Annotated in this window: 21 protein-coding genes; 10 read left to right on the top strand and 11 right to left on the bottom strand. The window is 45.6% G+C overall.

Features of this window, described 5'->3' with window-relative positions:
- Positions 1-11: 11 nt before the first annotated feature.
- Entirely contained in the window at positions 12-1187 is a 1176-nt protein-coding gene (locus V7S65_RS02935; protein WP_336386254.1) for an IPT/TIG domain-containing protein, read from the top strand.
- A 225-nt stretch (positions 1188-1412) separates the two neighbouring features.
- On the opposite strand, the gene V7S65_RS02930 is transcribed toward V7S65_RS02935, so the two are convergent.
- The 3 genes from V7S65_RS02930 to V7S65_RS02925 are packed head-to-tail and all read right to left on the bottom strand — an operon-like array spanning position 1413 to position 2275.
- Positions 1413-1625 (bottom strand): hypothetical protein, encoded by a 213-nt coding sequence (locus V7S65_RS02930; RefSeq protein ID WP_079468314.1) that lies wholly within the window; start codon positions 1623-1625, stop codon positions 1413-1415.
- Positions 1603-1821, bottom strand: a complete 219-nt coding sequence (locus V7S65_RS32215; protein WP_445223249.1) for a DUF4256 domain-containing protein — start codon at positions 1819-1821, stop codon at positions 1603-1605. The genes V7S65_RS02930 and V7S65_RS32215 overlap by 23 nt, the downstream gene beginning before the upstream one ends.
- Position 1822: 1 nt before the next feature.
- Positions 1823-2275 carry a DUF2267 domain-containing protein gene (locus tag V7S65_RS02925; protein WP_159454199.1) on the bottom strand — a complete coding sequence of 151 codons (453 nt, stop codon included), beginning with the start codon at positions 2273-2275 and terminating at the stop codon, positions 1823-1825.
- Positions 2276-2433: 158 nt separating this feature from the next.
- Here V7S65_RS02925 and V7S65_RS02920 point away from each other — a divergent pair, with 158 nt between their 5' ends.
- Together V7S65_RS02920 and V7S65_RS02915 are read left to right on the top strand one after the other, a co-directional pair.
- Positions 2434-3303 carry an ATP cone domain-containing protein gene (locus tag V7S65_RS02920; RefSeq protein ID WP_336386255.1) on the top strand — a complete coding sequence of 290 codons (870 nt, stop codon included), beginning with the start codon at positions 2434-2436 and terminating at the stop codon, positions 3301-3303.
- Between the two features lie 37 nt (positions 3304-3340).
- Entirely contained in the window at positions 3341-4843 is a 1503-nt protein-coding gene (locus V7S65_RS02915; protein WP_336386256.1) for a DNA polymerase III, read from the top strand.
- Here the strand turns inward: V7S65_RS02915 and V7S65_RS02910 are convergent, their stop codons facing one another.
- From V7S65_RS02910 to V7S65_RS02890, 5 genes are all read right to left on the bottom strand, one after another.
- Positions 4844-6334 carry a L,D-transpeptidase family protein gene (locus V7S65_RS02910; protein WP_336386630.1) on the bottom strand — a complete coding sequence of 497 codons (1491 nt, stop codon included), beginning with the start codon at positions 6332-6334 and terminating at the stop codon, positions 4844-4846.
- Positions 6334-6849, bottom strand: coding sequence for a flavodoxin domain-containing protein (locus tag V7S65_RS02905; protein WP_336386257.1), 516 nt, complete (start codon positions 6847-6849; stop codon positions 6334-6336). Before V7S65_RS02905 ends, V7S65_RS02910 begins: the two co-directional genes overlap by 1 nt.
- Before the next feature lie 12 nt (positions 6850-6861).
- Positions 6862-7698, bottom strand: coding sequence for a universal stress protein (locus V7S65_RS02900; protein WP_079468320.1), 837 nt, complete (start codon positions 7696-7698; stop codon positions 6862-6864).
- Positions 7699-7719: 21 nt separating this feature from the next.
- A complete protein-coding gene (locus V7S65_RS02895) occupies positions 7720-8553 on the bottom strand; it encodes a hypothetical protein (RefSeq protein WP_336386258.1) in 834 nt (277 codons plus the stop codon).
- A gap of 64 nt (positions 8554-8617) precedes the next feature.
- The gene (locus V7S65_RS02890) at positions 8618-9070 is read right to left on the bottom strand and encodes an Hsp20/alpha crystallin family protein (RefSeq protein WP_079468322.1); all 453 of its coding nucleotides are present in this window, start codon (positions 9068-9070) and stop codon (positions 8618-8620) included.
- Between the two features lie 191 nt (positions 9071-9261).
- Between V7S65_RS02890 and V7S65_RS02885 the strand changes: the two genes are divergently transcribed.
- Both V7S65_RS02885 and V7S65_RS02880 read left to right on the top strand, forming a co-directional pair.
- The gene (locus V7S65_RS02885; protein WP_079468323.1) at positions 9262-10098 is read left to right on the top strand and encodes a universal stress protein; all 837 of its coding nucleotides are present in this window, start codon (positions 9262-9264) and stop codon (positions 10096-10098) included.
- Between the two features lie 20 nt (positions 10099-10118).
- Entirely contained in the window at positions 10119-10292 is a 174-nt protein-coding gene (locus V7S65_RS02880; protein ID WP_336386259.1) for a hypothetical protein, read from the top strand.
- Positions 10293-10316: 24 nt separating this feature from the next.
- On the opposite strand, the gene V7S65_RS02875 is transcribed toward V7S65_RS02880, so the two are convergent.
- Positions 10317-11471, bottom strand: coding sequence for a S1C family serine protease (locus V7S65_RS02875; RefSeq protein WP_336386260.1), 1155 nt, complete (start codon positions 11469-11471; stop codon positions 10317-10319).
- Between the two features lie 188 nt (positions 11472-11659).
- Between V7S65_RS02875 and V7S65_RS02870 the strand changes: the two genes are divergently transcribed.
- The 5 genes from V7S65_RS02870 to V7S65_RS02850 are packed head-to-tail and all read left to right on the top strand — an operon-like array spanning position 11660 to position 20614.
- Complete coding sequence (locus V7S65_RS02870; protein WP_336386261.1) at positions 11660-13618, top strand: amylo-alpha-1,6-glucosidase; 1959 nt, start codon at positions 11660-11662, stop codon at positions 13616-13618.
- Between the two features lie 11 nt (positions 13619-13629).
- Positions 13630-14916, top strand: a complete 1287-nt coding sequence (locus tag V7S65_RS02865; RefSeq protein ID WP_336386262.1) for a glycosyltransferase family 4 protein — start codon at positions 13630-13632, stop codon at positions 14914-14916.
- Between the two features lie 17 nt (positions 14917-14933).
- On the top strand, positions 14934-15980 hold the full coding sequence (locus tag V7S65_RS02860; protein ID WP_336386263.1) for a polysaccharide deacetylase family protein: 1047 nt from the start codon (positions 14934-14936) through the stop codon (positions 15978-15980).
- Positions 15943-20136, top strand: a complete 4194-nt coding sequence (glgP, locus tag V7S65_RS02855; protein WP_336386264.1) for an alpha-glucan family phosphorylase — start codon at positions 15943-15945, stop codon at positions 20134-20136. Before V7S65_RS02860 ends, glgP begins: the two co-directional genes overlap by 38 nt.
- Positions 20137-20155: 19 nt before the next feature.
- Entirely contained in the window at positions 20156-20614 is a 459-nt protein-coding gene (locus V7S65_RS02850) for a pyridoxamine 5'-phosphate oxidase family protein (RefSeq protein WP_079468329.1), read from the top strand.
- A gap of 21 nt (positions 20615-20635) precedes the next feature.
- On the opposite strand, the gene ppsA is transcribed toward V7S65_RS02850, so the two are convergent.
- Both ppsA and V7S65_RS02840 read right to left on the bottom strand, forming a co-directional pair.
- Positions 20636-23050, bottom strand: coding sequence for a phosphoenolpyruvate synthase (ppsA, locus tag V7S65_RS02845; protein WP_336386265.1), 2415 nt, complete (start codon positions 23048-23050; stop codon positions 20636-20638).
- Positions 23051-23074: 24 nt separating this feature from the next.
- Positions 23075-23473 (bottom strand): hypothetical protein, encoded by a 399-nt coding sequence (locus V7S65_RS02840; RefSeq protein ID WP_336386266.1) that lies wholly within the window; start codon positions 23471-23473, stop codon positions 23075-23077.
- Positions 23474-23501: the final 28 nt, after the last annotated feature.

The raw sequence follows: 23501 nt of genomic DNA, 5'->3' as shown, positions 1-23501 counted from the left end.
CAACCGCAATCATGAAAACAATTTTCTTCTTTAAATATATACCCGGCATTTTACTATTGTGTTTGCTTTTTGCCTGTAAGAAAGATTCGTCTTCGGCAGATGGCCCTGTTATACAAACACCGCTGATCAGCAAACTAAGCAGAACGTTTGTACAGGCCGGCGACCGCCTCACCATTTATGGGCATGCGCTTATCCAGGACGGCCTGCTTACGGAAGTATTTATCGGCGGGCGTCCCGGCGAAATAGTGGGGCAGTCCGCAGACAGTCTTGCCATTATCATTCCGCCTAAAGTACTGAACGGCCGGATCCTGGTAACGATTAGCCGCAACCAGCAATTTAAAAGCGCCAATGGTCCTGAAATAGCGGTAAAGCCTACTCCGCTGATAAAAAGCTACTGGCCAAGCTATGCGTATGCAGGCGATACCATTGCTTTATATACGGAGAATTTCAGTGAACAGAATAACGATAATTTTTTCTATATCGGAAACGATGCACTACAGCTTGTTTCAAAAAAAGACAGGGATACCTTCTTTGTTAAACTGCCAGCAAATACGAATACCGGGCTTTTATCCTGGCATACATACGATGGCCCTTCAGATACTTTTCCTGTCCCTTTCCCTATCAGGCATGTCAGCTATGCAGTCAATACCGTAAAGGATTGGCTGCACCTGGACCCTGCATTTTCTTATATGGATACGTTGGTGCGCGGTTATCCTGTACTGGCCGGTGGGAACTATCCGGATGTTCACAAAAGGATCTACGATTCTGTGTTGCTGTATATAGCAAATACCAACCGGTCCTACACGATCTTTCTCCCGGCAAGCGACAGTTACCGGCGGAATAATATCAGCCAGGAAACCTTTCTGAATAAAATAATGGCTAGGCCTTATAATTATAACACTTTACTGATTACCGCAATTGTTCCCGGGCGACAGCTTCAGCTGCAAACCCTGCAGGCGGGGGATGCGTTCCCTACCGCCTACACCATGAGAATGGTATATGGAAATGATTACGATGACGCATCCGGGAATACTGTTTCAATTATAGAACAGCAAGGCGAAAAATATGCACAACTGACAGGCATTTACGGGGAAACAAATCCACCTGTTAAAATATTAAGAAGTCACCAGGTGGGTAATGCTACCATCTTTGAAACAGATGGAGAACTGGGCATTATTTATTTCTAAAAGAAGATAATAAAAAGAAAGCCATAGTTACCAGGTAAATTATATCGAATTACTTATTTAATGTAACGCTATCATCAATAAAAGATCTTCCGGTAGGAAACGGATACTACATCACTCCTGATTCAGGCGTATACTACAACCCGTATCCAATAAAACGTCGACCCTCAAACATTTGTAGCTGATATATAGAAATTCAGGGACCAGAGTTTCACGATATTCAAACCCTCACGGCTTTCGCTGCCTGTTCAATTTCTTCTTCAGCAAATGCCCTTTCCACATCCATATACCGCTTAACGCCACTACCGGCAAAAACACCCAACGCACTGCATTGGCCGCGGGTGGATTGGCCGCTACCGGCCCATAAATATACCCCAGGATGGGGATGCTGAGTATGATATGTAACCAGCGGATTATTTTACGTTCTGTGGCTGCTTTCATAAAAATGTTTGTACCACAAAACTAGCCTGCTATGTTTAGCTATTTTCAGGGAGTAGACGTGCCGGGAAAATGTGCCGATAAAACGGGGCATTGATGGCGATGGCTTAACAACCGGACTATACAGGAACACATGATCGTAACGGCGATCACAAAAAAGCGCGCCACCGGGTTTCCGGATCTCTCCGGGGGAAGGAATCCTAAAAATCGTTAGTCATCAGCGCTAAGAGCGCGCTTTTTAACTGCGCCGGCAATTGTGCTATAATATCAGACATCTCTCCTGCCGAAACATGCGCCATTAATACCCTTAGCACCGCTGCAACCGCTATGGCGGCACTTTCCCTGTCTTCAAAATCACTGCCTGCCGGTGCCCCGTCTGCATCAAATAAATCCAGCAAAAATTCATCCCAGGTTTTTATGCGCTCCTTGTGACTTACCTTCCAGCCATCAACATACACGCCTTTAATAATTAAAGGCAACTGTGATATAAAGTGAAGTGACTCTTCTATACTTAAACAACGCCGCAATGTATGCAGTGTGCATCGTAACACCCTCGCAGCGCGTGGTATATTATCACGCTCCCCGAGTTCTGCTGCCAGCTCACTTAACAGGTGATTTCCTTTAGCTGAGTAATGATCAAAATAACCTGACATAACCTCTGATTTAAGGTACCAAATTATTGCCTGCAGCGGTTGAAATAAATGACCCATCTCATACCGGCAGGTGATTATAATCAGATAAGTACCTAATACCGGTCATTTAACAGCCCCGAATCAAATCCTAATTTTAGTATTATCAAACATAGATCCATATGGGAACAAAACAACCATCAATACTGGTCACCAAAGCGTCCGGAGTTACAGTACCTTTTTCTGCAGAAAAGATCAGGCAATCCCTGAAAAGGTCCGGCGCCCGGCCAGAAGTGATTGATACGGTTCTGGATGAGTTATATCAGCAGGTATATCCCAATATGCCGACCCGTATGATATACAAGATTGCATATGGGTTGCTGAAGAAACTGTCGAAACCTTCAGCCGGAAGATACCAGTTGAAACAGGCCATATTTGAACTGGGGCCATCAGGATTTCCCTTTGAACAATACGTAGCCGAGCTATTCCGGCAGGAAGGTTTCACGGCAACAACCAACCAGATACTGGAAGGACATTGTGTTAAACATGAGGTAGATATACTGGCGGTTAAAAACAATATCACCAATATCATGGAATGCAAATATCATCAGCAGCGGGGAACTTTCTGTGATGTAAAGATCCCGCTTTATGTTGAATCGAGATTCAGGGATATAGAACGGCAATGGAAAAGCACGCATGAAAAAAAACAACAACACTGCGAGGCATGGCTGATTACCAATACCCGCTTCTCAACGGACGCCGTGCAATATGCACAATGTATGGGATTACATCTCATGTCATGGGACTTTCCCGCAGGGAAAAGCCTGAAGGATATCATTGACAAGGCAGGTTTATATCCGGTTACCTGTCTTACTACACTCAGCCGGAGCGAAAAGTGCAGGTTACTGGAGAGAGGAATTATACTGTGCAAAACTTTAGCGGAACATGCGTCATACCTGGAAGAAGCAGGGATAGCCGCGCCCAGGAGAGATCTGGCGATAGCTGAAGCCCAGCATCTCTGCAAAGAACTTACAAAACCGGAAATGGCTTAAACAGTCACCGGAACAAATAACTATTAAAACTACCAATATGAAAAACATGGTAAAAAAAATCCCCGAGGCGTTGTCTGAACTGCTGGAGATTAAAGGGATCAGTACCACCAATGTTATGGCTATACATGAACAACTGGGCATAAATAGCATCAATGAATGTAACACCGCTGTCGCATCAGGACAGCTGGCCAACATAAAAGGATTAACTGCAGGAAAGGTAGAAAATATCAGGCGGGCCCTGAAACTCGCCAAAGATACCCGCGTTCAGTTATGGGACGCGCTGCTGGCTGCTGAAGAAATACTGAGAGCCGTAAAGCAATTCCCTGAAGTAGAAAAGGCTGCACTCACCGGCAGCCTGAGAAGAAAAAAAGACACCATCGGCGATATCGATATGGTGCTACAGGTAAAAGCGCCGCTCAGGAAACATTTAATATACAAAATCAGCAGGCTTCCTTCTGTAACAAGGATCATTGCAGCAGGCAGGGAAAGGGTGAGCATCCTTTTACAGAATCATATGCAGGTGGATATCCGGCTGGCTGACCAGAAAAATTATGCCGCCGCTCTTTTATACTATACCGGACCGGTATGGCATAATAAATGGCTTGAAAACCAGGCCAGGGAAAAAGGCTTCCTGTTTAGTCCCAATGGGTTGTCGGACCTGCAAACAGGAAAACTTATAGCCGTGGACACCGAAGAAGATATTTACGGACAACTGCAAATGACATGTCCGGATCCTGAATTAAGAGAAGACGAAACAAATATTACTACAGCGGCAAAACATTCCCTCTTTTCCCTGGTCACATTCGGCCAGATAAAAGGGGATATGCAGATCCACAGCAACTGGAGCGATGGCGAAGAGAGCATTGAACGCATTGCCCATTATGTATTGCATGTTTTTCCACACTACCAGTACATCGTAGTTACAGACCACGCATCTGATGAAAAAACAACAGGTTCACTGCAACCGGAAAATTTCGCCGGGCAATCCGCTGAAATAGACCGGGTTAATCAATACCTGGGCTTTAACTTTATAAAGAAAGGTATAGAAACAGATATCCTGGAAGATGGCCGTTTAAGTCTCACAGATGAGCAGCTTAAGCAGTTCGACTGGGTAATTGCCTCCATCCATAGCGGCTTCTCTCACGACAATACAGACAGGATCATAAAAGCCTGCGAAAATCCGTATGTGCATTGTATAGGGCATCCCAGCGGCCGGTTGATTGGCGCCCGGAAACCCTCACCGGTTAACTGGAACCTCATTTTTGAACGGGCCGCTGCCACCGGCACGGCTATGGAAATAAATGCACGCCCAAACCGGCTGGACCTGAATGATGAACTGGTTAAAACGGCGATAAAAAATAATGTAAAACTGGTGATTGATACAGATGCACATACCCTGCCTCACTTCGATTTTATGCAACTGGGAGTATGGGTAGCAAGAAGAGCTGCCTGTGGTAAGCATGATATCCTGAACACCGGAAGCTGGGAAGAAATTGAAAAATTCAAAAAGAATAAAATACAACTCCTGAAAAAAGGATAATCAGTACCTGTTATAAACATCTTCATAAAACCTGATCTCGCCCATATTATCCGGCCAGGCTGTATTGTACAATACAAAAACCAGCGCAGGTATTTTCACCGGCAGCACAACTGGTTTCTGATCCGCCTGCGGCCCGCTTTTAATAAGATTATCCATTGTTTGAGCATTGGCCTCATCCAGTAATAAACGTGCCAGCGAAGCCGCTTCTTCTACCCTGATGCAGCCATGACTGAAAAACCGCTGCTTCAGCATAAACAGGTTTTTGCCAGGCGTATCATGCAGGTACACCGTAAACGGACTATAAAAATTCAGCTTTACAATGCCCAGGGAGTTATCGCAACCGGTATTCTGACGGATAACATAAGGAAAATTGCCGGCACTGAGAGATTGCCAGTTAATATCAGCGGCATTTACTATCCTGCCCTTCCTGTCCAGTATTTCAAACTGGTTGTCTTCAAGATAGCTGCGATCCAGTTTTATCCGGGGGAGTAATTCCCTGGTGGCAATTCTGTGAGGAACCATCCAATAGGGATATAATACCACCTCAGTAATACGGCTTGCCAATGTAGGCGTTGGTGTGCTCTTCTTTCCGGTAATAACCCGGGAATATAATACTGGTTTATTATCCTGGAACAATTGCAGCCCGGTGGATGGGATATTGACCACCACGCTTGTATATGGCCGGTAGCTGTTCAACCAACGGATATGATTCAATGCAACTTTCAATTCCCTGATGCGGGAAACAAACGGAACATTCAGTGCACGCAAAAAGCCGCTGCGCAATACCCCGTCACTCAATACATTGAACTTTTCCTGCGCTTCTATGATGCTCTCCTGCAGCCGGCCGGCCTCTATACTGTCCCCGAATCCTAACTGCCCTAACCTTTTAATCAGGGCAATATTGGTGGTATCGGCTTTCAGCGATACCACAGGCGTCTCTGCAAAACCACTATCTGAAAGTGCAGTATAAAAATAAGTGAGGGTCTTCTTAACCGCCGCATAAGCGGCCACCTCCGGTTCAATATGTTGAAGGAAAAAAGAAAAACTGTCGGACAGCAAACAATCCGCCAGCAAACGGGCCATCTCAGGGCGTTTGTCCGGCAATCCGGTCAAACCATTATATCTTACTGCCGCGCTATTCACCGGTCCGTAGGCAACATCACAAAAGAAACGGATAGCTTCTGCCGTAATACGCCGGTCGGCTGCAACGGCATCGGTATCGGGTAAAGTACGCAGAGTATCCTCCGCCATCGAATATATAAACTGCGACTGATAATCATTCTCTTCTAATCCCAGGAAAGGAGCCTGCTTTAAAAAAACCCTCAGCTGCTGTAAAACGGGTTTCCTGCCGGGCGACAACCACACCACCTGTTGTTGCATTCTGCCGTAAAATACAGTCACAGCAGCAGAATCATCCGGCAAATGCAGCTCACTGGCAGTTGTGAAAAGAGAAAACAACAGCAGCGTTATGAGTGAAATAATATACTTCATCACGCGGCCACCTCACTCAGCTTCCTGACAGCATTGATAATGGCTTCCAGGTGTTCTTTTTTAACGTCATTATAATCTTCCATGGAGATGTCATCCGTTTTATCGCTGGCCAGTTTGGAACCAATGGTCAGTAGCAGCTTGTCTATCCATGAAAGCTTATTGAATTCCAGTTTTCCAGGCAGGAAGAAAGGCACACACCTGCTCCTCAGGGATTCCGATATATTTGTGGTCAGGTAGCCCTGCAGCTTTTCTTTATCTGAAGAAGGTGTTCCTGACACCAGGAAAAGAAACAGGCGTTTACTGATAATTATATCCCCATGCTCTTTCAGCCATTTACGCAGCTGTAGTTTACCAATGTAAATACTGGAACCGAGGATAATGAAATCTGCATCTGCCAGTTGCTGCGCGGTTTCCGAACCAGCCGGAATAACCGGCCATCCCAACATACTTCCCAGCCACAGCGCATACTGACGGGTAGCGCCATATTTGCCTTTGTAAATAATAAGACCTTTCATGATCAGCTCATTTTAAGGATGGGTAATGAATACAGGTATATTCACTGTACGCAGAATATTATCAGCATCGCTGCGATGAAAAAAACGGGAAACACCACTCCTGCCGTACGCGCCGTAAGTAACAATACAGTCTTTCCGGTGAATCAGTAATGCCAGGAACTCCGTTGCCGGCTCACCATTCAGGATGATGTACTCCACTGTGTCATAATGCATATCCAGGTATTCCCGGAGTTGGGGTTCCCAGGGCATTACCTTGTTATTATTCTCCGCTACATACACCACTTTCACCGGCATATCAGCATATCCCGGGAAAAGCTCGGTGAACTGCCTGATGGCATACATGGAAGAAAAAGTGCCATTATAGGAAAATATAATCTCTTTGACCGGCGACATCACTTCCGGCAAAACCATCACCGGGCACTCTGCTTCTGCCAGCAAATCTTTTACAAACCGGGGAGGGTCTGTATCGTACAATGTAGCAAATGACGTGCTGTTACCAATCAGTAAAAGATCAGCAAACCTGCTTTCTTCCACTACTTTCTCTGCCGGTACTCCTGCAGTTTCCCGGACCTTAATATCCACATTACTGCCATCACAGATTTCATGTAGTTGTTTCAGGTTTTTATCCCGCTGGAATTCCAACGCTGCCCTGCTCTCAGCAGTAATCTGTTCATAATTGTAAGCATAACCTCCCGGGTACATGGTGCCCATTGGTGTCAGCTCACTTACAATATCATCCAGGCATACCACCGTTAAAGGACTTTCCGCCTCTCTGGCTATATACTTAAACGCTTCTACCTGTTCGTCTGAAAAGTGAAGCGCATCTATTGCAGCAATAATCTTTTTCATAGTGATTATAGTTTTAAACAATTAATAATGAGTGATAAAAACAGGCTGCGTCACCAGCTTTACTACCAGCGTAGCCGGGTTAGGAACAAATGCGGTGGACAAAACACTCCGTCCGTAAGCTCCCATTACAATAAATACTTTTTCTTTACTGAACATAAATTCCAATAAACGGGTACTAACGCTTTCATCTTCCACCACCTGGATCTCCGCGTTATTGTAGTGCGTATCCAGCCATTCCCGCAGCCTTGCTTCGTCGCCTTTAATAGGTTTACCGGTTTCTGTTACACTCAGCACGGTTGCCTTACATGTTCCAAGCTGAGGGAACAGGTTCGTGAACTGTTTCATCGCAAATACTGATGAGCAGCTACCGTTGTAAGTGAAGATAATTTCGTCAACTCCGTCAAAATCTTCCGGTGCTATCACCACCGGGCATTCCGATTTCTCCAGTACCTCCTTTACAAATGTTGTTGGAATGCTTTCCGGTTTCCATGAAAATGACGTAGCAGCATCCAATACTATCAGGTCGGCATAACGGCTTTCCTTTACCACTTCCGTAACCGGCATACCTGCATCCAGGTGTACCAGGCAGTTCACGCCATTCGACTCACAGATATTTTTGAACCGGTCTATATTTTTATCTCTAAAGAGATTTTTCTGATCTTCCAATTCAATTCCCGGAACTGGTTTTCCGACCGCAATTTCCCGGATATCCTCCGCCGATCTCAATTCCAATACCTGGTTTTCAAGAAACACACCTGTAAGTTTTGAATGCGTGAGATTACAGAGATAACAGGCAAATTCAAGGCTAGGTCCGTTAAAGCTTACCGCATCTGTTACAAATAATATTTTTTTCATAACACTATTTTTTCAGGATTTAAAACCCGGTCAGATGGGCTGGCCGGGCCTTGCAGATCAGCATCTATTTAACAGCTATCTGGACGCTTTTACCATTCTTTTTTGCATCCTCATTTTTGGGAAGCTTCAATTTTAACACCCCTTCTTCATAATGTGCTTCAATTTTCTCTTTACTGATGCTTTCAGGGAGATTAAAGCTGCGGGAAAAACTGCTGTAATTATATTCCCGTCTGCTGTACTTCTCATTCTTTTCTTCCTTTTCATTTTCTGTTTCCGCGCTTACAGTAAGCACATTGCCCTCCAGGTTAATCCTGAAATCTTCCTTTTTCATACCGGGAGCAGCAACGGACAGATTGTAACTCTCTTTGTCTTCACTCACGTTTACTGCCGGAACAGTTAGCTCCGCTAAAGACCGGCCACCATTAAAATCAGTAGTCCATTCCCGCCACGGTTTAAAGAAATCATCAAATAATGATGGGAAAAGTGTGCTGCGTTTGGTTAGTGCTTGAGATGACATAAAATACCTCCTTGTTTTTGGTTAATAATTTTATGCTAAACTATCGCGTACCGGGGCATGAAAAAATGATCAATCTCAATAGAGATCCTGATTGTAATCATACCTGCCCCGTTGTGTCCATAATCATACTACAGGCTGACCGCAATCATAGTTGCCGGGAGTCTTCCGGGTTAACTTTAAGAAAAAAAACTATGGAAAAAATACTATTGGTGGTATGCGGCGCTACTCCTACCCTCAGCGCAATAAACTTCGCCTGTTACCTGTCCGACATTACGCGATCAAGACTCACCGGGCTCTTTTTTGAAAAAGATACATACGCAGATAAACCGGAAATAAAAAAAGTTTACGGAATGCCCTATGTGGAAAGTATTACATCCCGCGATCTCCCGGAATACGGCAGAAAAACCAGAAAAGCAGAGGACCATATCCGGCTGTTCGAAGAAACATGTGATGAAAAGGGAATAGCGGCGTATTCAAAATATATTAATGGACCGGCACTGGAGGATATTATAGAAGAAAGCCGGTTTGCAGACCTGATCATCGCAGATGCAGCAGTTTCCGATATTTCAAAAATCCAGGAAGCACCCTCTCCCTTTCTCCAGAAACTTCTTATTTCCGCTCAGTGTCCGGTAATTATCGCCCCGTCCTCCTTTACACCAATAGAAGAAATTGTATTTTGTTACGATGGCAGCCCATCCGCGGTATTTGCCATGAAGCAATTAACTTATACTTTACCTGAACTTGGTGAAGCTAGGGCCACTGTAGTACAAATTAAAGAAGAAGAAATTAAGGGTGATGAAAAGAAAAGGATAACCAACTGGCTCAGCAAACACTTTGAGTATGCAGATATCACTACCATAAAAGGAGGCTCAGAAAAAGCGCTGTTCGACTACCTGCTCAGGAAACAACATGCACTGGTAGTAATGGGCGCTTATGGCAGAAATATGGTATCAAGACTATTCAGACACAGTCATGCAGATCTTCTCATTAAAACGCTGGCATATCCCGTTTTCATCACCCATTATTAAAATCATTAAAAAGTAGATTTATGCAACGCGTACTTCACCTTCCGTCAATACATCATGTATCTGCCTATGTGGAAAAGATACTGTCCTGGGCGGCGGCCCTGCTGCTTCCTGTTGCAACATACACTTTGCTTATCAGGCTGGCCGTTTATTTTATGGAACTGCTGTATGAAATATTTATCCGGTATCAATACTAAGGCAGGCGCTGTCAGGCCCTGCCCTTACATTTCCATTACTCCCTGCGTGCCACCCAGTATTACTTCGCAGCTAACCAGTTTCCCCTTCCGTATCACTTTCAGGTGTATTTTATCACCAGGGTGATGCAGTACCAATGTTTGCTGGATATCTCCAACACTTCGTATCTCTCCGTTGTCAATTTCTTTAATGATATCCTCTACCTGGATACCTCCTTTTGCAGCGGCGCCCTTGTCCACCAGTTTATACACCAACACACCCGGCATGCCAGGTGTGTTGGTAATATATACACCCAGCGAAGCGCGTATAGCCCGTCCGTTGCGCAATAAATCATTGCATACTTTTTTTACCACTTCCACCGGTATGGCAAAAGAATAACCTGCAAAATTTCCTGTTGGCGTAAGTATACCGACATTTATACCGATAAGCCTGCCATTGATATCTACCAATGCACCACCGCTATTGCCGCTGTTCATTACTGCATCTGTTTGTATAAAAGAAGACAACTGGCCTTGCTCCTCCTGGCTGGTAAAAATCCTTGATTTGGCGCTCACTATTCCGGCAGTAACGGTGGAATTCATGCCCATCGGGCTTCCGATAGCCAATACCCAATCTCCCACTGCCACAGAATCCATATTGCCAAAGCGTATAAAAGGCAATGACTGCTCACTGATTTTCAGCAACGCTATATCCGTAAGAGAATCCATTCCTATTATACGCGCTTTGAAAGAGCGCCTGTTTGCCAATACCACTTCCAGGCTTTCCGCCTGGTTGGCAACGTGGTAATTAGTTACCACATAGCCGTCGGGTGTTATAATCACGCCTGAAGCGCTTCCTGTTACAGGTCCCTGTTCAAGAACAGCCGGAGACATACCGGGATGATCTTCCCTGGCCCGGAAACCGTATTCGTCCAATCCCTTAAAACCTGGTTCATAGGTGGCAATAATATGTACCACTCCAGGTATAGCCCTGGCGGCGGCATACCGGAAACTGGTATTGATACCGGTTGGTTTTGGCAAATTGAAGTCAACCGGTTCATTTTGTATCAGCTGCCTTTCTTCCAGCGAAACAAATGGCATCCCCGGAGAAGTAATGATCATTGGTTTCTCCTGGGCCATACAATTGGCGGCATAAAAATAACAGCATAAAAACCAGGCGAATAACAGGGGGGACTTTTTCATACTTCTTTTTTTAAGCGTTAAAAGTAATGTACCCATTCAGCCCTGGTAATGACATTCGTCACCCTTCCTGATGATGCTGATCAAAGTAACCGGAAGATTGATAATAATCATATACCCGGCTAATCATAGTCATGAATAAACATACGCCACCTTAATACATTTGGGATATATCTGAATTTATTTCACTCATGCAAATCACTGAAAAAAAACAACCGCTGTTTAACAAACTGGTGTTGGATCATACAGGACAACCCGACTGCCGGGAGTTGCTGCTGGTCAGTGATAACGGTACATATGCAGCAACCACTTTGTGCGGGTATAACAGCAGAAAGTATCACGGAATGCTTGTAACGCCGCAGCCACAGCTGGGTGAAGACAACCACGTGTTGTTATCCTCCCTGGACGAGTCGGTACTAAAAGATGGTCAAACCTGGCAGTTAAATACACATTGCTACCCGGATACATATTATCCTGACGGATTCCGTCATATTCATACATTCGGTAACAACATTATTCCAACCTGGACCTACAGATTTGGTAACATGGTGCTGGTGAAAGAATGGCTGTTTCTTACAATGGACAATACCTTATATGTTAAGTATACATTGCAGGAGGCCGATTCAGCTATCACGCTCCGGCTGATGCCTTTACTGGCATTCAGGAATATGCATGCCCTCACGCATCACAATAACCAGGTAAACGGTACTATTACCCCGGTTACAAACGGATGCTCTATCCAATTATATCCTGGTTACACACCGCTTTACCTGCAAACTTCAGTCAATGGAAAATTCATTCCAGCGGCCAACTGGTACTATAACTTTACTTACCCGGAAGAACAAAAAAGAGGATATGAATACCTGGAAGATCTGTATACACCAGGCTATTTTGAACTGAAACTGGAAGCCGGTCAATCCGTTTTCTTTGCTGCAGGGGTAAAAGCAGCCAATATGGAAAGGATACCAATACGGGTCACCAACTTGCTGAGAGAACAAAAAACACCGGTAACCATATGTGATTATCTGAGGAACAGTGCCCACCGGTTTATCATCAGAAAAGATAAACGAACTATTATCAAAGCCGGGTATTACTGGTTTGGCTCCTGGGGAAGGGACACCTGTATATCACTTCCCGGGCTAACCTTACTGACCGGAGATGTATACTACTTCAGGAAAATAGCGGACACTTTGCTGGAAGACATGAAAGACGGCATAATCCCTAACACCGGCAGTGGCACCCATGCCACTTATAATACGGCTGATGCTTCCCTCTGGCTGGTTTGGGCCATGCAGCAATTTGTGCGGTACTATGTAAACGGAGAAAAACTCTGGGAGATCTATGGATCTTCTCTCACCAGTATATTGGAACATTACAGGCAAGGCACCCTGTTTGGCATCAGGATGGAGGATGATGGATTAATATATGCCGGAGAAGAAGGATATGCCCTCACCTGGATGGACGCAATAATAAATAACCAGCCGGTTACTCCCCGCAGCGGAAAAGCGGTAGAAATAAATGCCCTCTGGTACAACGCCGTTTGTTTCTGCCTGCAGGTTGCCACAGAAGCCGGTGATAAGAGCTTTGTAAAAAAGTGGGCCGCTTATCCCGAGAAAATCAGGACATCTTTTGTAAACTGCTTCTGGAATCCTGAAAAAAAATACCTGGCTGATTGCATCAATGGTTCATACATGGATTGGTCCGTACGTCCCAATCAATTATTTGCGGTTTCACTTCCTTTCTCTCCGCTGACGGAAGAACAGCAAAAGGCGGTGATGGATAAAATAAAAGAAGAACTCCTCACGCCAAGAGGGCTGCGAACCTTATCCCCGCATGATACGTGTTATCTGGGGCATTATGGCGGTGATCAATCCACCCGCGACAGGGCCTATCACCAGGGCACCGTTTGGCCGTGGATGCTGGGTCATTTTGCCGAAGGATACCTGAAGGTATACGGGCAGGAAGGACGCCGGCTGCTGGAAGAAATATACGAGGGCCTGGCGCCGGCCCTTGCCGAAAGCTGCCTTTATACAATGGCAGAAGTATTTGACGGCGACTTCCCTCACCGGGCCGGCGGCGCCGTTTCCCAGGCATGGAGTGTAGCAGAACTTTTACGGTTCAGGAATATATTAAATAATCATAAACAATAAATATATTTTATATGCAGGTGCTAATGTTTGGCTGGGAATTTCCACCACATATTTCCGGAGGATTAGGTACGGCATGTCTTGGCATAGCAACCGGACTGGCAGCTAATAACGTGAAGGTACTGTTTGTGGTACCCAAAAAACATGGCAATGAAGATGCCGGGGGAATCAAAGTAGTTGGCGCCAGCGACGTAGAAATTCCATTGCCTTATGCACATACAGAAAAATTACAGGAAACATTCTCGTACTTTGAAGTGAATAGCCCGGTGGTGCCCTATCACAGCCCGGAAACATTTGCTGTATCGGCTAAAACATCCACTGTTGAAAGCAAACAAACCAGCCAGGGACCAATAATGCGATACCCTTTTACAGGAGGCTATGGAAAAAACCTGATGAAAGAAGTATGGCAATACGCTTTAACAGCTGCTGCTATTGCCACCCAACATAATTTTGATGTGATCCATGTGCACGACTGGCTCGCCTTCCCTGCCGGTATCATGGCCAGCGCTGCAAGTGGAAAACCATTGGTGGTACATGTTCACGCCACCGAATTTGACCGCTCAGGAAGCAATATCAATATGCAGGTGTATGAAACCGAACGCCTGGGAATGCTGAAAGCCGACAAAGTTATCGCGGTAAGTGAACTGACAAGAAGAATTATCATCGATCGCTATTCCATTCCTCCTGAAAAGGTGGTGACTATTCATAACGCAGTATTGCCGGTCGCTGAAGAACATAAGAGCCTACCGTCAAAACCCTTCAAAGAAAAGATGATCACCTTTGCTGGCAGAATTACCTATCAGAAAGGACCTGCCTATTTCATTGAGGCCGCAGCTAAGATATTGAAAGTAGATAAGTCGTTCCGCTTCGTGATGGCCGGAAGCGGAGATATGTTAAAAGCGATGATTTCATATGCAGCCCAGCTGCGTATTTCACGCTACTTTCATTTTCCAGGTTTCCTCAAAGGCGCAGAACTGGAGAAATTACTGGCTATCAGTGACGTATTTGTAATGCCCTCGGTTTCAGAACCATTCGGCATTATCCCGCTGGAAGCCATCAGGGCCGGCGTGCCCGTTATTATTTCGAGGCAATCAGGCGTCCAGGAAGTATTACAGTATGCATTGAAAATAGACAGTCCGGATATTTCCGATATGGCCAATTGTATACATGCACTGGCCAGCTACAAGGGTATACATCGCTTACTGAAACGTGAAAGTACACAGGAACTGAACGCTCTTAACTGGGAAAAACAAGCTTACTATATTAAAAAAGTATATGAACATCTCACTTCTACTTATTAATTTAATCATTATTCTCTATGAAAAATATCTGTCTTTACTTCCAGGTACACCAGCCCTTCCGGCTAAACAGGTTTTCATTTATGGATATAGGCAACGGAGTGCCCTATTACGATGAAATGTTAAACAGTGAAATACTCAGGCAGGTATCACTGCAATCCTATTTACCGGCCAACCGCGCATTGATGAAACTAATAAAGGCAGGTAACCGGCAGCTTCATGTAAACTTTTCCATTTCAGGTACAGCATTGGATCAATTTGAAAGGTATATGCCCGAACTGATTGAAAGCTTCCGGGCGCTCGCGGATACAGGCTGCGTGGAATTTATATCCGACACTTACAGCCATTCACTTGCTGCATTAAAAAGCAGTGAGGAATTTAATCTCCAGGTAAAAAAACATACCACCAGAGTAGCTGCTTTATTTGGAAAAACACCCCGGGTATTTCGTAACACAGAACAGATCTACAATAATAAAATTGCTGATATGGCAGCAGCGATGGGTTTTGTTGCCACACTCACCAATGGTGCTTCCCCGGAAAATAAAATCATCAACCTGTTCATAGATTACCAGACCTTTGGCAAATTTCATGAACATGCAGACGTGATAAGCACTTTTGCCCAATACTTACCCAATGAAATATTGCTGCAAAACAATCATCTGCTGCGACCGGAAGGTGTAACAAAACTATTGCCGGCAGTAGCTTCCCTTATGAGGCCGCAAATCACCATCCCGCAGGAAGAAAATTATGATCTGCGTCCCTGGCTGAACAATGATATGCAACAGGATGCCTTCGATACCTTGTACGCACTCGGAAAAAAAGTGCGCGCCACTGACGATGACCAGCTGAAGCAGGACTGGGCATACCTCCAAAGCGCTGATCACTTCTATTATATGGGCATCCAGGACCCCGGGAATTCCCTGAGTCCTTATGATAGTCCTTTTGATGCCTTCATTAATTATATGAATGTGCTGACAGATTTCTCCCTGCGCACAGACAACTCTCTGGAAAAGAAAAAAATCACTCCTCATGGGCGACATACGCTGGAAGCCGGATTATATATTTGAGGTAAGCTGGGAAGTATGCAATAAAGTGGGTGGTATACACACCGTATTGGCAACCAAGGCACGCTTACTGGAGGAGCAATGGGGCAACCGGCTGATTATGATCGGGCCCGACCTGCCGGCCGGTATTACCGGCAACCCGGAATTTACAGAAGACAAAAACCTGTTTCCGAACTGGAAAAAACATATGCAGAAAACCGGGATGAGAGTACGAACAGGCAGATGGAATATTGCCGGGAATCCATTGGTTATCCTTGTAGACTTTACTCCTTTTTTCCAGCAGAAGAATGAGATTTTTACACATTTCTGGACAAAGTACCGTTTAGATTCCCTGTCCGGTCAATGGGACTATATAGAACCCGCCATGTTTGGATACGCAGCGGGTAAGATTATAGAAGGGTTTTACTACTGCCATCTCAACGCTACAGATCATATTATTGCCCAGTTCCATGAATGGATGACGGGTACAGGGATTTTATACCTGGAAGAAAACATCCCCCAGATAGCCACGGTATTTACCACACATGCCACTGTATGCGGCAGGGCAATAGCCGGCAGCGGTATGCCCTTTTATACCGGCTTTGAAAGCTTTAATGCAGAACAGTCTGCCAGGGACTTCCATATCATCTCCAAACATTCCCTGGAAAAAATTGCAGCCCATACGGCCGATTGCTTCACATGTGTAAGCAGCTTCACGGCAAAAGAATGCGAAAAATTTCTTGGTAAATATCCCGACTTTATTACGCCAAACGGATTTGATGCGGATATAGTGCCCGGTCCTCTATTGTATAACACCAGGCGCGCCAAAGCAAGAAGTATTTTATTAAATGTGGCCACTGCTCTTTTCGGTCAGCAACAACCGGAAGATACGCTGCTGATTATCAAAAGCGGCAGATATGAATATAAGAATAAAGGGATTAACACTTTTATTGACGCCATTTCACTCGTAAATAAATCAAAAGAAATAAAACGGAACATCCTGGCATTTATTTTTGTTCCTGCCAATCATACCGGTCCCCGTAAAATATTGCAGGATAACTTATTACTGCAAACGCCGCCTGTTTCCCGGACCGGGGAAATACTGACGCATAATTTGCTGGGGGCCGACACAGACCCTATATTAAATCATATCCGGCAACAGCAACTGGACAATGCACCGGCCAATCATGTAAAGATTATTTATGCACCTGTTTACCTCAACGGAGCAGATGGAATATTTAACCTCAGCTACTATGATACGCTTATAGGCTTCGACCTGGCGATATTCCCCTCCTATTATGAGCCCTGGGGTTATACTCCGCTGGAAAGCGCCGCATTCCATATTCCGGCCGTTTCTACCAATATTTCGGGATTTGGCAGCGCAGTGAGTAAATTGCCCGGGTTTAACGGCAAAGGGATATTTATAATAGAGAGAAATGATAATAATGAACGCGAAGCCGCAGCCGGCATCGCCGGAATTATCAGCAACTATGCCGCACAAACAGCATCTTCCGTAGCTGCAGCCAGGGATGACGCTGCGCATATAGCAGAACAGTTCCTTTGGGATCATCTTCTTATTTATTACTACCGGGCTTATGACCTTGCGCTGCAGAAAAGTACTCAGCGGGAACAACTCTTCTGCAATAAACCCCAGGCGTCTCCGGCCGAAGTAACCGCTCAGGCCATACCGGAATCAACGCCTGTATGGAGAGAGATAAATGTGCAACCGGTACTGCCTGCTCCCCTGCAACCATTACAGGACATCAGCCGAAATCTCTGGTGGTCGTGGAATCCGGAGGCACGCACATTATACGCATACGCCGGTAATAAAGAATGGGACCGGTGCAAACAAAATCCGCGCCTCTTACTGAAAACGATCAGCCCCGGCAATCTCCACACGCTTGAAAAAGACACTGCTTTCCTGGGAATGCAGCAAACAATATCAGATGCCTATCAAAAGTATATGCAGTCACCTGATAAACAGGCGCCGCTAATAGCATATTTCTGTATGGAATATGGCCTGCATACGGATTTGAAATTTTATGCAGGGGGACTTGGGGTGCTGGCCGGTGATTATATCAAGGCTGCAAGCGATAACGGGTTGAACATGGTGGCAGCCGGACTCCTGTATAAGCGCGGGTACTTTAAACAAAAAATATCCCCCGCCGGCGGGCAACTGGCCATACCGGATATAACGGAAACGGAAAATCTGCCGGTTTTCCCTGCGCAAAATAATCAGGGTGAGGCGGTAAGTATTGAACTGGCCTTCCCCGGCCGCATTATACATGCTACCGTCTGGAAGGTAGATGTGGGACGTATCACCCTGTACCTGCTGGATACAGACCTGGCAGCTAATAATGAGGAAGACCGGCTGATATCAGCGCAACTATACAGCAGTGATCCTGAAATGAGATTGAAACAGGAGATCCTGCTTGGCATAGGCGGTGTGAAAATGCTGAATGCGTTGGGCATTCAACCTGATCTGTATCACATCAACGAAGGCCACGCAGCATTTACTGTCCTGGAACGGATACGTAACATCATGCAGCAATGTCATCTGAGCTTTGACGAAGCGATGGAGATTGTTAAATGCACCACCCAGTTCACTACACATACTGCCGTGCCGGCAGCAAAGGATGTTTTTGACGAAATATTACTCAGAACATATCTGTCTTACCTGGCGAAAGATTTTAACATCGACTGGAATATCCTGATGAAACTTGGCAGCGCGGAAGAGGAACACTCCTCCGGAGGATTTTCCATGTTACACTTCGCAGCCAGTCTTTCACAGGAAATAAATGCAGTAAGCAAACAGCACCGCGGGATATCCTGCAACATACTGAATCCCCTGTGGAAGCATTTCAAACCCGATGAACTGCATATCACCAGCATCACCAATGGCATACACCTGCCTACCTGGATGGCTCCTGCCTGGCAGCCTTATTATAAAGATATCATGGCTGACAAAACGTATCAGATCCCCGATAACACGATATGGAACATACGGAAAAAACTGAAAAGGGATATGTGGCAGGGCATTATCAACAGACAACCAACAGCTCCCGCGCTTTATGAAATTATTAAAAAAAATGATTTCCTGGGGGAAGATATAACCCGGGATACGTTGGTGATTGGCTTTGCAAGACGGTTCGCTTCCTACAAAAGAGCCTGGTTGCTGTTTACCGATATAAAACGGTTGGCTGCCATCGTCAACAATACCCAATATCCGGTGTTAATTATTCTTGCCGGCAAAGCTCATCCCAATGACGCGGATGGCATTGCGCTGTTAAAAAAAGTGATAACGGCATCACAGATGCCGGCATTAAACGGGCGCATTTTGTTCCTGGAAGACTATGATATGGAATTGGCGGCATTGCTGACACAAGGAGTGGATGTATGGCTAAACACACCAGAACATAACATGGAAGCTTCCGGTACCAGCGGTATGAAAGCCGTTTGCAACGGCGTTCTCCATTGCAGCCCGAAGGAAGGCTGGTGGGCAGAGGCAAACCGTGAAAATGCAGGATGGACATTAGAAATCAGCAGCCATCCGGAACAGGATGCATACCGCGATCAATGCGATGCAGCCGTAGTATACGATCTGCTGGAAAAAGAAGTCATACCGCTTTTCTTTGAACGCAATACCGAAGGATTGCCTGAAAAATGGATTAATATGATTAGAAAAGGCTTATCCGGTATAACACCGCAATTTGACATGAATCGCGCCATCAATGAATATAACCGCAGTTACGGGCAATTATACAACAGGAGTAAACTTTTACTGGCAGCAGACTGTAAAAACACCAGGGACCTGGTAGCCTGGAAAAAAAGAGTCCGCAGCACATGGCAGGAAATACATGTAATGACAATCGAAGAACCTCAGGGAAGTTATCACCTGCAATCCCCCGGGGAAACTTTCCGGGCAAGGATAAACCTCTCTATCGGAACTTTACATGCAGATGAAATAGGTTTGGAAGTCGTTTTCTATACCAAAGAACAACCAGACAATTACATAACTGTACAGGAGTTAACGGTTGAAGCAGTCGACCATAACAGGATTACCTATTCCTGCCAGATACAGCTGCCGTTTTCCGGTGCTGCTGTTTATGGCTTCAGAATTTTCCCCAGGCATCCGCTGCTGCCTAACCGGCAGGACTTTCCGTTGATGACCTGGATTTAATCATTATAAAACAGACTTTATGTTAGGCAAATTAAACTTAGATCAGATTGACCAGGTACTGGCCAAAAATGTAACAGGCCGCATCGGATGTACCGATGGGCAAAAAGTATATATAGTGCCCGTTAGTTACGCTTTCAATAATGCCTACCTGGTAATACATTCCAGGGAAGGGATGAAAATTGATATGATGCGGCAGCACCCGCATGTTTGTTTTCAGGTGGATGAAATTACAGATATGGCAAACTGGCGCAGTGTTGTTTTATGGGGAGATTATGAAGAGATAACAGATCCGAAGGAAAGATTTTACGCCATGAAGTTCCTTGTAAGCCGGCTGGCACATCTGCAGGTAAGCGAAACCGCAGGAGTATCCGACATGCATGAGGAAATAGCAACGGAAAGAATGCCTGAAAATATTATCCGGCCTATTGTTTACCGGATAAGGATTACTGAAAAAACCGGCAGGTTTGAAAGCATCTGATCTGCCTGCCGGTCAACTATTTTAAATTAAAACGGGTAACGCATTTTTGTTATTGATGCCATATTCATCTTCCGCTTTCCGGATATTGGCAATTCCTTTCAATAAAGCATCGGGGTTAAAAGAAACACTGGTGATGCCCTGTGCCACGAGAAAAGCCGCAAAATCAGGGAGATCACTGGGCGCCTGACCACAAAGTCCGATACGCACGCCCGCTTTTTTTGCAGCAGTTATCATCATACTGATCATCATCCGCGCAGCAGCATCCTCTTCACTGAAAAGATCGGATACCAGCGCCGAATCCCTGTCTATTCCCAGGGTAAGTTGTGTAAGGTCATTTGAACCGATGGAGAATCCGTCAAATATATCAGCAAAGGCAGCGGCCTGCAATACATTGGAAGGTATTTCCGCCATTACATAAACTTCCAGACCGTTTTCTCCCTGCCGTAAACCAAACGACTCCATTACATTCAGCACCTTCCTGCCCTCTTCCACTGTACGGCAAAAAGGTATCATCACCTTCACATTTGTTAATCCCATCTCCTCTCTTACCATCTTTATAGCGGCACATTCCAGCCCGAATCCTTCTTTATACAAAGGATGATAATACCTGGAGGCACCCCGGAACCCAAGCATAGGGTTTTCTTCCAACGGCTCAAACTCTTTTCCTCCCAGCAGTTGCGCATACTCATTGGTTTTAAAATCACTCATCCGTACAATTACATCTTTAGGGTAAAAGGCGGCAGCAATAGTGGCAATACCTTGCGAAAGCTTATCAACAAAGAACTTCTTCTTATCAGGATAAAGTAAAGTTTTTTCGGTTATCGCCGACCACGCGGCTTTATCCTTTAGTTCATCATATTTCACCAGGGCCATCGGATGAATACCTATTGCATGCGTAATAATAAATTCCATTCTCAGCAAGCCAACCCCATCGTTGGGATAAAACGACAGCTGGAAGGCCTTATCGGGGTCGCTGATAATCAAACATGCCTCTGTACTTTCCGGTAACGCTATATTTCCAGGATCCATTTCTATTACCTCAAATGGCAATGCTCCTTCATATACGTACCCTATTTTCCCCTCACTGCAGGATACCGTAATTGCAGCGCCGTCCCTGATCTTCTGCGTGGCATCCGTTGCACCAACAATAGCCGGTACTCCCAGCTCCCTGGCCACTATGGAGGCATGACTGGTTCTTCCGCCGGTATTGGTTACAATAGCAGCCACTTTTTTCAGTACAGGATCCCAGTCCGGACTGGTATTGTCAGTCACCACAATATCACCAGGCCGGAGTTCCCCGATATCGGCAGGCGATTGTAATACGCGGGCTATGCCGGTAGCCATTTTTTCGCCAATAGCTTCTCCTGTTACAAGACAATTTCCCTTCTCCCGCAGCTTATAGATTTTCAGCTGCTGCGGCTTCTTCGCTGTATGGATCGTTTCCGGGCGGGCCTGCAATATGAATAACTCCCCGGTAACAGCATCCCTGGCCCACTCTATGTCCATCGGGCAATTATAATGCTCTTCTATCTGCATCGCCCAGCGGGCCAGCTGCAATACTTCAGGATCAGATAACACGTAACGCTGCCGGTCTTCCAGCAGTGTATCCGTATTCACCGTACTTTCTTCAGCATTGGGATCATCGGAAAAACAAAGCGTTTTAGCTTTATCCCCCAACTTCCTTTGTATGATAGCCTGTTTCCCCTCTAATAACGTTGGCTTGAAAACATAAAATTCATCCGGCGCCACGGTTCCCTGCACAATATTTTCTCCCAATCCCCATATGCCGGATATCAGGACTACATCCCGGAAACCCGATTCCGGCTCCAGCGTAAATCCAACCCCCGAACAGGATCCATTGGTGCGCACCATCAGTTGTATCCCTACAGAAAGGGCTACTTTGCTGTGCTCGAAGCCATTATCTTCCCGGTACTTAATGGCCCTGTCGGTATACAGCGAGGCAAAGCAGCGGCGTACTGCTTTTAATAGCGCCTGCTCTCCCCTGATATTCAGGTACGACTCATGCTGCCCCGCAAAACTGGCCTCTGGCATGTCTTCCGCTGTTGCGCTGCTCCGGACAGCCACTGCTACCGGAGCCCCTTTGCCAAGCACGTTGTAGGCTCTTAAAATCTCTCTTTCCACTTCCGCTGGTATCGTTCCTTCCAGTATCAGTTTACGGCAGGCAGCCCCTGTTTCTGCCAGATTTGAAAATGTTTCCCGGTCCAGTTGCTGCATCAGCTGTAACAACGATTGCCGTATACCATTAATATCAAGGTACATCCAGAAGGCAGCAGCTGTTGTGGCAAATCCTTCCGGCACTTTAATTCCCTTTCCGGTAAGGGTAACGGTCATTTCACCGAGCGAAGCGTTCTTACCGCCTACAATCGCTGTATCAGTGATCCTGATAGCTGAGAAGTTCCTGATAATATCGTTCATAAGTTTGTTTTTAACCAGTAAATACTATTCTTCTTCCATTTCATCCGGCAGCCGGAATCGCTGCCGTTCTACCGGCCGGCCGGCGATATTCAATTCTTCCAGTGTCCAGTTATCAGTGGTGGTGGTTTCCAGCCACAAGTCGCCACACCTGCGCAGGATCTGCGCACTCAAACCAAACTCGTGGCTGAAGTCGTGTTCCACTGCTGCCGCCAGCCGGTAATAGCTAACGTCCAGCCATCCGGAATTATGTATCATCCTGATCTTATCGATAGGCGTTTCAGGTGGCACCGCTTCCTCCTTAGGTGAGCATTCCCCTGTTCTGTGCGGGTTGCGGTAAAATGCCAGCCTGAGATAGGGGTAAAATTCCCTGAACCTCTTTTGTATATCCCCTACCACAGCTTCTTCACTAATATAGATATCCATGATAAAAAGTTTATGTTACTACAATATT

The sequence above is a fragment of the Chitinophaga sp. CCNWYY40 genome (genome assembly GCF_037483205.1).
Classification (GTDB): Bacteria; Bacteroidota; Bacteroidia; order Chitinophagales; family Chitinophagaceae; genus Chitinophaga; species Chitinophaga ginsengisegetis.
The sequence above is the reverse complement of the archived record's forward strand: the minus strand, read 5'-3'. Positions and strand labels throughout refer to the sequence as shown.